Below are 10,343 nucleotides of genomic sequence, written 5' to 3'. Positions count from 1 at the left end.
CTCAGACGTGCGCGACGGCCGGCACGACGGCCTTCCCGATGAGGTGGATCGCCTCGAGGTCGTCCGGGTCCGGCAGGGTGAAGGTGACGTACTGGGATCCTGCGGCCGCATACTCCCGCAGCCGGTCCACGACCGTGTCCGGCGTGCCGGCGATGCCGGTGAAGTCCGGGTGCCGCTCCCGCTTGGCGGCCAGCTCGTCCTCGTCCGCGGCGACGAGGATCGAGACGTGGTTGCAGCGGGTGATCTCCTCGAACGGGCGGCCCACGTCCTCGCAGTGCGCCGCGAGGACGCCGAAGAGCCGCTCGACCTCGGCGGGGTCGCCGGCGACGTTGCACATGTCGGCATGCGCGGCAACCAGACGGAGCGTCACCTTCTCGCCGCTGCCGCCGATGAGGACGGGCGGCCGCGGCCGCTGCACCGGGCGCGGGTCGTTGTACGCCTGGCTGACGGTGTAGTGCCTGCCGGCGAAGCTGGCCGGACGCTGCGTCAGCATCCGATCGACCACCTGGACGGCCTCCTCGAGCATCTCGAAGCGCTCGCGCAGCGGCGGGAACGGCCACCCGTAGGCGGTGAACTCCGGCTCGTGCCACGCCGCGCCGAGACCGATGATGCTGCGCCCGTGGCTGAGGACGTCGAGCGTGGTGCATGCCTTGGCCAGCAGTGCCGGGTTGCGGTAGGGCGCACCGACGACGAGCTGTCCGATGCGGATGCGCTCGGTCACGGCCGCCATGGCGCCCAGGGTGACGAAGCACTCGAGGATCGGCACCTCCGCGTCGGGGTTCTCCTCGTCGACGAACATGAAGTGATCGGCCATCCACACCGAGTCCAGGCCCGCCTCCTCGCAGGCTCGGACCACGGCGAGCAGGGTGTCGGCGTGGTTGCCGTGCTCGCTCGGGTGGGTCGGCATGAGCTGAAGGCCGAGAAGCATGGTTCCTCCTGGAAGGTCAGGGAAGGTCAGGGAAGGTCACGGGACGTCAGGGCACGCTCGGAGGCGCGGTGACGGTCGTGCTCGGGTGACGCGGGTGCACGGACCAGCGAAGGCTAGTGCCGGCGTACGCGCCGGTCGGCAGCCGCGCCGAGCCGACGGTGGCCACCAGACCCGGCTACCCGTGCGCACGGGTGCACCCGGCCGGTCAGGTGAGCCGGGGCGACGCCCGTAGGCTGGCACCCATGCACCCCTTGGTGAAGCTCGTCCTCATCCTCGTCGTCGTCGTGGTGGCCGTCGTCGTCTGGGGACGGGTGATGGGACGCAAGGACCCGGACCGCGAGCTCGTGGGCCTGACCGACACCGTGCGGGCGCGCATCAGCCGCGAGATCAGCGCGGGGCACACGATCAACGCCATCAAGATCTACCGCGAGGCCACCGGGGCACCGTTGGCAGACGCCAAGCGCGCCGTGGACGGCTGGTTCGTGCCCGGCCGGGGACCGGGCGTGCGCGATGCAGCCGCGTCCTTCACCGAGGGCCGGCTCACCAGGGAGGCCCGGGCCCGCATCAGCGAGCTCATCCTCGCCGGCCGCCAGGACGACGCCACGACGCTGTACGCCGAGGCGACCGGCGCGAGCGACTCGGAGGCGACCGCGATCATCCGGACCTGGGACACCACGCAGGACTACTGAGGCAGGCCATCACATGCGATCTCTCGTCTTCTACGGCCGCACCGGTAAGTTCACCTTCCGGATGCTGGCGACCGTCCTCGGCGGCCAGTCCATCTGCATCCTCCTCGGTGCGCTGGTGGCGCGCGCCCTGGCGGCGACCGACGGGGGGAGCGGGGCGAGCACGGCATACCTGCTCGTCGGGTTCGGTCTCGGCGCTCTCTGCATCGTGGCGGCGGGTCTGATGCGGCGCCCGTGGGGCGTGACCCTCGGCTGGGTCGTCCAGGCCCTCGCCCTGGTCAGCGGCCTCGTCGTCCCGATGATGTTCGTCGTCGGCCTCTTCTTCCTCGCCCTGTGGGTCACCTGCCTCGTCAAGGGCGCCCCGATCGACGCCGAGATGGCCCGACGCGAAGCCGCGGCCGCGCAGGAGTGACCGGCCGATAGGGTTGCCGCGTGACCACCGAACGCTCTCTCGTCCTCGTCAAGCCCGACGGTTTCTCCCGCGGCCTCACCGGTGAGGTGCTGCGCCGCATCGAGGCCAAGGGCTACCGCCTCGTGGGCCTGTCGATCCTGACGCCCACGCGCGAGCAGCTCGCCGCCCACTACGCCGAGCACGAGGGCAAGCCCTTCTACGAGCCGCTGGTCGAGTTCATGAGCTCGGGACCGGTGACCGCGGTCGTCATCGAGGGCCAGGACTGCGTCAAGGGCTTCCGCAACCTCGCCGGCGCCACCAACCCCACCGACGCGGCTCCCGGCACCATCCGCGGCGACCTCGGCCGCGACTGGGGCACCAAGGTCCAGCAGAACATCGTGCACGGTTCCGACTCGCACGAGTCCGCCACGCGCGAGATCGGCATCTGGTTCCCCGATCTGGCGGCCTGATCGGGGCACAATCTCGGCATGACCCCGCGACCCCGGCTGCGCCCGCCGGGGCGTGACCTGGCGGTCGACCTCGGCACCGCCAACACCCTCATCCACGTGCGTGGCCGCGGGGTGGTCGTCGAGGAGCCCTCCGTCGTCGCGGTCGAGGTCGGGTCGGGTCGCCTGGTCGCAGCCGGGACGCGCGCCAAGGAGATGCTCGGCCGCGCGCCGGGCACCATCCGGGCGGTGCGACCCCTGCGCGACGGCGTCGTCTCCGACGCCGACGAGACCGAGCGCATGCTGCGCTGGTTCATCGACCAGGTGCGCACCTCCCGGCTCGTCCGACCCCGCATGGTGCTGTGCGTCCCCAGCGAGGTGACGGGGGTGGAGCGCCGCGCGCTCGAGGACGCCGCGACCCGGTGCGGAGCCCGACGCGTCTACATGGTCGAGGAGCCCATGGCCGCCGCCATCGGCGCTGGGCTGCCGGTCCACGAGACAGCCGCGAGCATGGTGGTCGACATCGGCGGGGGGACCACCGATGTCGCTGTGATCAGCCTCGGAGGCATCGTCACGTCGCGGTCGCTGCGCGTCGCCGGGGACGAGATCGACGAGGCGCTCGTCAGCCACGTCAAGAGCGAGTACTCCCTCCTCCTCGGCGAGCGCAGCGCCGAGGACCTCAAGGTGGCCGTGGGCTCGGTCTTCCCGCTCCGCGAGGAGCTCACCACCCGCCTGCGTGGCCGTGACCTCGCCACGGGGCTGCCCAAGACGGTCCAGGTCGGCTCGGTGGAGGTGCGGCGCGCCATCGAGGGACCCGTGCTCCAGATCATCGAGCTGGTCCGCGCCACCCTCGACGTGTGCCCGCCCGAGCTGGCCGGCGACATCCTCGACCGCGGCATCACCCTCACCGGGGGCGGAGCCCTGCTGCGCGGCCTGGACGAACGGATGCGCCACGAGCTCGGGGTGCCGGTCCGGGTGGCCGAGGACCCGCTGCGGGCCGTCGCTCGCGGCGCCGGCCGATGCGTCGACGACTTCGCGAGCCTCGAGCGCCTGCTCGTCGGGGACCACCGCCCCTAGCCGTATGCCGTCCACCGTCCGCCGCCGCCTGCTCGTCGTCCTCGCCTCGCTGACCCTCGTGCTCCTCGGCGCCGACGCGGCCGGCTGGGGCCTGGCCGACGGGGTCCGCCGCGCGGGCGGGCTCGTCCTCGGCCCGGTGCAGCGGGTCCTGTCCGGTGCGCCCGACGACGGCCTGGCCGTCGCCGAGCGCGAGAACGCCCGGTTGTCCGCAGTGGTCGCCGAGCAGCAGCACCGCCTCGACGAGCTCGGCCGTCTCGACGCGCTGCTGCGCTCGGCGCCCGCTGCCTCGCGCACCGTGGTGTCTGCGCGTGTGGTCGCCACCGAGGTGAGTCCGCTGGGCGGTCGCAGCGTGACGCTCGACGTCGGCTCGCGCGACGGGGTGCGCGCCGACTCGACGGTGGTGGCCGCCGACGGCCTCGTCGGTCGGGTCGTGGCGGTCTCGCCGTGGACCAGTGACGTGCAGGTGCTCGGCAGCGCAGGCTCGGTGGTGGGAGTCCGCGTCGGGCCGGCGGGCACGCTCGGCACCGTGGCACCACCGGCGCCCGGGGACTCCGAGGCGCGCCCGCGCGGGTCGCTCCGGCTCTCCTTCGTCCAGCCGGCGACGCCGGTCGTCGGGGACCTCGTGCGCACGCTCGGCAGCGTCGACGACACGCCGTATGCCGCCGGCATCGTCGTCGGCACCGTGACCGACGTGGACCCGGACCGGGGCCAGGCCTCGCGCACGGCGACGGTGCGCCCCGCCATCGACCCGGACGCGATCGACGTCGTCGCGGTCGTGGTCCCCGTGGCGCGGTCCGCTCCCCGGCCCGCGACGTCGACCGGCTCCTCGAGCCGCACCGCTGTCGGCCCCGCGACGGGAGGGACCCGGTGAGGCCGACGCTGCTGGGACTGCTGCGGACGGCATACGTCGTCGTCTCCGCGCTGCTCGTCGCCACGGTGCTGCCGCGACTCGGTGTGCCTCCCGGCGCGGTGCCCGACCTCGTCCTGGTGGGTGTCGTGGCCACGGCGGTGCTGAGAGGGCCGGTCCACGGCGGCCTCAACGGACTGGCCGCCGGCTGGGTCGTCGAGCTCGTACCACCCGTCGGCCATCCGCTGGGCCTGACCGCGCTCGTCGTGATGCTCGCCGGCCTGGCCGCGGGGTGCTTCCGCAACCCCGGGTCCCGCTCGGCCCTGCGCCCGTTGGCCGCGCTGCTCGTGGCGGCGGTCGTCGTGCTCGCGGCGCACGCCGCCGCCGCGGTGCTCGCCGACGGCGAGCTCGAGCTGCTCGACGGAGCGCGGGGGCTGGCGGCGACGATGGTCGCGGGAGCCGTCCTCCTGCCGGCACTCCTCGCGCTCGACCGGGCGCTCGTGCGCCGGAGACTCGGGTGAGGGCCCTGCGCAGCACCGGGCCGCGACGGCGGCGTCGACCGAGGCGCTCCTCCGTCGGCGTCACCGGCACGGTGCTCGTGCTGCTCGTGACGCTCTTCGGGCTGCTCCTCGGCCGGCTCGGGCAGCTGCAGCTCGTGCAGGGCCCCGAGCTGGCGCGTGCGGCCGTCACCGTCAACACCCGGACCGTCACCGACCACGCCCTGCGCGGTCGCATCCTCGACCGCAGCGGCAGACCGCTCGTCGGCAACTCCTCCGACACCGTCGTGACGGTGCAGCGCTCGGTCCTGGTCGACGCCGCGGACGGTGGGAGAGACCTCGTCACCCGTGTCGCGGCGGCGCTGGGCCTGCCCTTCGAGCGGCTCTGGGGCAAGACGAAGCTGTGCGGGACCGCCGGCTCGCCGCCGGCGCCGGCCTGCTTCAACGGCTCGCCGTACGTCCCGATCCCGGTCGCCACCGGCGTGGACCCACGCCGGGCCCTGACCCTGCTCGAGCAGCCGGAGAAGTTCCCCGGGGTGGGGGTCGCCACCGAGCCGGTCCGCGACTACCCCGAGCCCGTCGGCGCCCTCGCCCCGCACCTGCTCGGCTGGGTCGGGCCCGCCTCGGCCGACGACGTGACGGCCGGCAAGGGCCGGGTCGACGCCGAGGACGTCGTGGGCCGGGCAGGCCTGGAGGCCCAGTACGACGACGTGCTGCGCGGCACCAACGGCGCCACCGTCGTCGCCATCGACCCGCGCGGCATCGTGACCGACACCGTCAGCACCACGCCCGCCGTTCCCGGCCGCGATGTCGTGACGCACCTCGACGCACGGCTGCAGGCCCGCACCGAGGCAGCGCTGGCCCGGGCAGTGGGCTCCGCCCGAGCCCAGAGGCTGCCTGCCGACACCGGCGCCGCCGTCGTCGTCGACGTGACCGACGGAGCGGTGGTGGCCGCTGCCAGCTACCCCGCCTACGACCCGTCGCTCTTCGCCGGCGGCATCAGCAGCGCCGACCTGGCTCGGCTCACCGACGCCCGGCAGGGCACACCCCTGCGCTCGAGACTGACGAGCGAGACGTTCCCGCCCGCCTCGACCTTCAAGGTCATCTCGGTGCCGGCCGCCGTCAACGCCGGCGCCGACCTCCACGGCACCTTCGACTGCTCGCCGAACGTGACGATCGGCGGCCACGTCTTCAACAACTACGAGTCGCGGGGCTTCGGCCCCATCGACCTGCACAAGACCCTCGTCGTCTCCTGCGACACCGTCTTCTACCGGCTGGCATATGCCGCGTGGCTCGGGCAGGGCGGCCTCGCGGCGCGGGTCTCCGCCGCCGACCCGTTCGTCTCGATGGCCAAGGCGTTCGGGCTCGGCCGGAGGACCGGGGTCGACCTGCCGGGGGAGACCAGCGGCCGCGTTCCCGACCGGGTGTGGAAGGAGCAGTACTGGCTCGACACCCGCGACGAGACGTGCAGGCGCGCGAGGACCGGCTATCCCGAGCTCGCGCGCAGCGACCGGCCGCGAGCCGACTACCTCAAGCGTCTCGCGGTCGAGAACTGCACTGCCGGCTACCAGTACCGCGCGGGCGACGCCGTGAACCTCTCGATCGGCCAGGGCGACACGGCGGTGACCATCCTGCAGATGGCCGGGGTCTACGCCGCCATCGCGAACGGCGGCACGCTGTGGCAGCCGCAGGTGGCCGCCGCCCTCCGGACGTCCACCGGCGCCACGACGCACATCGCGCCGAAGCGACTCGCGACGGTCCCGCTCCGGCCCGACGTGGCCGCCTACGTCCGCGCGGCGCTCGCCGACGTCACGCGACCCGGCGGCTCGGCCGGCACCGCGTTCAAGGGCTTCCCACAGGACCGCTACCCGGTGGCCGGCAAGACCGGCACCGGGGAGGTCTTCGGCAAGCAGGCGACGGCGTGGTTCGCCGGCTACGGGCCGACGACGAAACCGAAGTATGCCGTCGTGGTCGTCGTCGGGCAGGGCGGCTCAGGCTCGAAGGTGGCCGCCCCTGCCGTCCGGCAGATCTTCGATGCCATCCTTGCCCTGGGCCTCTAGCCCACACCCGCTGCCCGCCGACCTGGCCGTCGGGGAGACGGACCGCACCGACCGAGAGGCGTGAGGGTGGACGACCACCTGCGCAGCGACGCACCTGTCACCGAAGTGATCGACCGCGCCTGGGACAGGAGCCGGCTCAGCGCACGGAGCCGCCTGGAGCGGCTGCGCTCCCAGGTCTTCCTGCTCGTCCAGTGCGCCGTCGCGGCGGGGGTCGCCTGGTGGTTGGCGACCGACGTCTTCCACCACCGCTCGCCGTTCTTCGCACCCATCGTCGCCGTCGTCTGCCTCGGCATGTCCTACGGCCAACGACTGCGGCGGGTCTTCGAGGTAGCCATCGGCGTCGCGGTCGGCGTCTTGACCGCAGACATCTTCGTGCACCTGTTCGGCAGCGGGCCCTGGCAGATCGGGGTCGTGGTGCTGGCGGCGATGGCACTCGCCACACTGCTCGACGGCAGCCGCGTCATCGTCACGCAGGCGGCCGTCCAGAGCGTCGTCATCGTGGCGCTGGTGGCGAGCCCCGGCCAGGCCTTCAACCGATGGACCGACGCCCTCATCGGCGGTGGAATCGCGCTCGTCGCCGCGACGGTGGTGCCGCAGGCGCCGCTGCGGCGGCCTCGCGTGGCGGCGGCGGAGGTCGTGCGCAAGATTGCCGAGCTGCTGCGGCGCGCGGCGGCCAGCGCGCACGACGGCGACGTCGAGGCGGCCGCCGAGGTGCTGGCGTCGGCGCGCGCCACCGAGTCGCTGCTGCGCGAGCTGCGGTCGGCCGCCGACGAGGGTCTCTCGGTGCTCACGTCCTCGCCGTTCAAGCGGCACCACGCGCCGGGTGTCCGCAGGATGGCCGACCTCGTCGAGCCCCTCGACCGGGCGATGCGCAGCACCCGGGTGCTGGTCCGCCGGGTCACCATCGCCGTGAGCCGTGGCGAGCCGATGCCCCCGGGCTACGAGCAGCTGCTGCTCGACCTCGCGGCGGCCACCGACGTCATCGCCCAGGCCCTCTCCGAGAACGCCTCGCCGGAGGTCGGTCGCCCGGCGCTGCTCGAGGTGGCGGCGGCGACGGGGCGGGTCCCTCGCACGCCGAGCCTGGCGACCGAGACCCTGCTGGCCCAGGTCCGGTCCCTCGTCGTCGACCTGCTGCAGGTCACCGGCCTCGACGTCGACGCCGCGATCGCCGCCCTGCCGCCCGAGCGCGAGCGTCGACCCTGACCCTCCAGCCCACCGTCGAGGGGGCGACCCGCCTCAGTCGACGGAGGACCGGAGCGGGAGTGGACGGGCGCGCGTTCGCTCGAGTCCGGACGCCCGCAGGGCCGGGTCCGTGCGGACCCGGCCCTGCGGCATACGTGCTCGGTGACCTGTGGGAGGCGCGACTACGCGGACGGGGTGTACTCGTGCGCCCCGACCGGCACCTTCTCGACGCGCGGGTCGCCCGCGTCGGCGAAGTAGTCGGCCGGGATGGTCTCGTCCCGTCCCTCGTCGACCTTGAGGGCCCGGAACACGAACGTGAGCACCGCGGCCACGACGACGTTGAGGACGAACGCCGTCACTGCGATGTAGCCGAGCTGCCCGACGACCGGCATGTTGGCGATCGAGCCGCCGAAGTGCGGCGTCTGGGGGCTGGCCACGCCGTAGGCCGTCCACGTGCCGTAGACCATGCCGACCGCCCAGCCGATGAGCAGGGCGCGACGGTGGAACCAGCGCGTGTAGAGGTAGAACACCACCGACGGGAACGTCTGGAGGATCCAGATGCCGCCGAGCAGCTGGAAGTTGATGGCGTTCTGCTTGTCCAGGGTGAGCACGAAGACGAGCGCGAACGCCTTGACGACCAGCGAGGTGATCTTGCTGACCTTCGCCTCCTGCTGCACCGTGGCATCCGGCTTGATCCACGCCTTGTAGATGTTGCGAGTGAACGTGTTGGCCGCGGCGATCGACATGATGGCGGCCGGCACGAGGGCGCCGATCGCGATCGCGGCGAAGGCCACGCCGGCGAACCACGAGGGGAAGAAGTCCTCGAAGAGCTGCGGCACGACGAGCTGCGGGTTCGGCTTGCCGTTCAACCCGATCGGCTTGGTGCCGGCGGCGATGGCCACCCAGCCGAGCAGGGCCAGCAGGCCGAGCAGGAAGGAGTAGGCCGGCAGGATCGAGGCGTTCTTGCGGATCGTGTTGCGGCTCTTCGCCGAGAGCGTCGCCGTGATCGAGTGCGGGTACATGAACAGCGCCATCGCCGACCCGAGGGCGAGCGTCGCGTAGGCCCAGTACTGGTTGGGGCCGGGGATGAAGACTCCGGTGGGCTTGCCCGTCGCGGGGTTGGTCTTGGCCATCTTGCCCTGCGCCGCGTCGAAGACGTGGCCCCAGCCGCCGACCTTCGAGGGCAGGTAGATGACCGCCACGATGATGACGATGTAGATCAGGATGTCCTTGACGAACGCGATGATCGCCGGCGCGCGCAGCCCCGAGGTGTAGGTGTAGAGCGCGAGGACGAGGAACGCGATGAAGAGCGGCAGGTCGTTGGCCAGCCAGTTGCTGCCACCGCCGACGCCCGCGACCTCGAGGACCGCCTGGATGCCGACGAGCTGCAGGGCGATGTACGGCATCGTGGCGAGGAACCCGGTCACAGCGACGGCCAGCGTGAGTCCGCGCGAACCGGAGCGGCCCTGGACGAAGTCGGCCGGGGTCACGTAGCCGTGGCGGTGCGAGACCGACCACATGCGCGACATGAAGATGAAGATGATCGGGTAGAGGATGATCGTGTACGGCACGGCGAAGAAGCCGCTGACCGCACCGGCCGAGAACATCGCGGCCGGCACCGCGACGAACGTGTAGGCGGTGTAGAGGTCGCCGCCGAGCAGGAACCACGTGATCCACGTGCCGAAGGACCTGCCGCCGAGGCCCCACTCCTCGAGGCTCTCCATGCTGGCGGGCCGCCGCCAGCGTGCGGCCCAGAAGCCGGCGCCTGCGACGACGACGAAGAAGAAGATCAGGACGGTGAGAGCGACGACGTTGACGCCGCCGGTGTTGCCCGAGGCGGTGCTGAGAGCGGGTGCGGCTGCGGTCATCGGATGCCGTCCTCTCGGGAGTCGGGACGGGTGCCGTCGTCGAGGAACTCGTCACCCTCGGGGTTCATCGGCACGTGCGGGCGGGCCTTGAGCACGATGCGGTACGCCGAGTAGGTCAGCGCCGAGCAGAGGACGACCCAGACGAACTGGTACCAGATGAAGAAGGGGAAGCCTGCGACGCGAGGCTCGTCCTTGGCGTACGTGCCCACGAGCAGGAGGGCGATGATGGGGATGGCCAGGAGCACGACGGCAAGGGCGAGCAGGCCCTTGTTCGCCGGCGGCGCCTGGTGGCGGTGCGGAGTGGTACTCACGCTGGTGACCTCCGTTGGTCGGGCCGGAGAAGTTCGGCCGTGCGACGCCG

Annotated in this window: 11 protein-coding genes; 8 read left to right on the top strand and 3 right to left on the bottom strand. The window is 72.6% G+C overall.

Going from position 1 to position 10,343, the window contains the following annotated elements; translation table 11 throughout:
- Position 1: 1 nt before the first annotated feature.
- The gene (locus LQK93_RS01595) at positions 2-928 is read right to left on the bottom strand and encodes a TIGR03560 family F420-dependent LLM class oxidoreductase (RefSeq protein ID WP_374969833.1); all 927 of its coding nucleotides are present in this window, start codon (positions 926-928) and stop codon (positions 2-4) included.
- Between the two features lie 242 nt (positions 929-1,170).
- Between LQK93_RS01595 and LQK93_RS01590 the strand changes: the two genes are divergently transcribed.
- The 8 genes from LQK93_RS01590 (at position 1,171) to LQK93_RS01555 (ending at position 8,135) form a co-directional block, all read left to right on the top strand.
- Positions 1,171-1,617: a hypothetical protein gene (locus LQK93_RS01590; RefSeq protein WP_374969832.1), complete on the top strand. Its 447-nt coding sequence runs from the start codon at positions 1,171-1,173 to the stop codon at positions 1,615-1,617.
- Positions 1,618-1,630: 13 nt separating this feature from the next.
- On the top strand, positions 1,631-2,026 hold the full coding sequence (locus LQK93_RS01585) for a DUF4233 domain-containing protein (protein WP_374969831.1): 396 nt from the start codon (positions 1,631-1,633) through the stop codon (positions 2,024-2,026).
- A gap of 20 nt (positions 2,027-2,046) precedes the next feature.
- Entirely contained in the window at positions 2,047-2,475 is a 429-nt protein-coding gene (gene ndk / locus LQK93_RS01580) for a nucleoside-diphosphate kinase (protein WP_374969830.1), read from the top strand.
- Between the two features lie 18 nt (positions 2,476-2,493).
- Positions 2,494-3,528: a rod shape-determining protein gene (locus tag LQK93_RS01575; RefSeq protein ID WP_374969829.1), complete on the top strand. Its 1,035-nt coding sequence runs from the start codon at positions 2,494-2,496 to the stop codon at positions 3,526-3,528.
- Between the two features lie 4 nt (positions 3,529-3,532).
- Positions 3,533-4,399: a rod shape-determining protein MreC gene (gene mreC, locus LQK93_RS01570; RefSeq protein ID WP_374969828.1), complete on the top strand. Its 867-nt coding sequence runs from the start codon at positions 3,533-3,535 to the stop codon at positions 4,397-4,399.
- Positions 4,396-4,896, top strand: coding sequence for a rod shape-determining protein MreD (locus LQK93_RS01565; protein ID WP_374969827.1), 501 nt, complete (start codon positions 4,396-4,398; stop codon positions 4,894-4,896). Before mreC ends, LQK93_RS01565 begins: the two co-directional genes overlap by 4 nt.
- Positions 4,893-6,932 carry a penicillin-binding protein 2 gene (gene mrdA, locus LQK93_RS01560; protein WP_374969826.1) on the top strand — a complete coding sequence of 680 codons (2,040 nt, stop codon included), beginning with the start codon at positions 4,893-4,895 and terminating at the stop codon, positions 6,930-6,932. Before LQK93_RS01565 ends, mrdA begins: the two co-directional genes overlap by 4 nt.
- 66 nt (positions 6,933-6,998) lie before the next feature.
- Positions 6,999-8,135: an aromatic acid exporter family protein gene (locus LQK93_RS01555; RefSeq protein ID WP_374969825.1), complete on the top strand. Its 1,137-nt coding sequence runs from the start codon at positions 6,999-7,001 to the stop codon at positions 8,133-8,135.
- A gap of 161 nt (positions 8,136-8,296) precedes the next feature.
- On the opposite strand, the gene mctP is transcribed toward LQK93_RS01555, so the two are convergent.
- The gene (gene mctP / locus LQK93_RS01550; protein WP_374969824.1) at positions 8,297-9,982 is read right to left on the bottom strand and encodes a monocarboxylate uptake permease MctP; all 1,686 of its coding nucleotides are present in this window, start codon (positions 9,980-9,982) and stop codon (positions 8,297-8,299) included.
- Positions 9,979-10,293 carry a DUF3311 domain-containing protein gene (locus LQK93_RS01545; RefSeq protein WP_374969822.1) on the bottom strand — a complete coding sequence of 105 codons (315 nt, stop codon included), beginning with the start codon at positions 10,291-10,293 and terminating at the stop codon, positions 9,979-9,981. The genes mctP and LQK93_RS01545 overlap by 4 nt, the downstream gene beginning before the upstream one ends.
- Positions 10,294-10,343: the final 50 nt, after the last annotated feature.

It is taken from the genome of Terrabacter sp. BE26 (genome assembly GCF_041941675.1).
In the GTDB taxonomy this organism is placed as follows: domain Bacteria; phylum Actinomycetota; class Actinomycetes; order Actinomycetales; family Dermatophilaceae; genus Terrabacter.
Note: the sequence above shows the minus strand (reverse complement) of the source record. Positions and strands in the feature narration are given on the sequence as shown.

Coding starts and splice junctions, on each gene's coding strand:
- LQK93_RS01595 (WP_374969833.1), bottom strand. CDS start 928: ATGCTTCTCGGCCTTCAGCTCATGCCGACCCACCCGAGCGAGCACGGC.
- LQK93_RS01590 (WP_374969832.1), top strand. CDS start 1,171: ATGCACCCCTTGGTGAAGCTCGTCCTCATCCTCGTCGTCGTCGTGGTG.
- LQK93_RS01585 (WP_374969831.1), top strand. CDS start 1,631: ATGCGATCTCTCGTCTTCTACGGCCGCACCGGTAAGTTCACCTTCCGG.
- LQK93_RS01575 (WP_374969829.1), top strand. CDS start 2,494: ATGACCCCGCGACCCCGGCTGCGCCCGCCGGGGCGTGACCTGGCGGTC.
- mreC (WP_374969828.1), top strand. CDS start 3,533: ATGCCGTCCACCGTCCGCCGCCGCCTGCTCGTCGTCCTCGCCTCGCTG.
- mctP (WP_374969824.1), bottom strand. CDS start 9,982: ATGACCGCAGCCGCACCCGCTCTCAGCACCGCCTCGGGCAACACCGGC.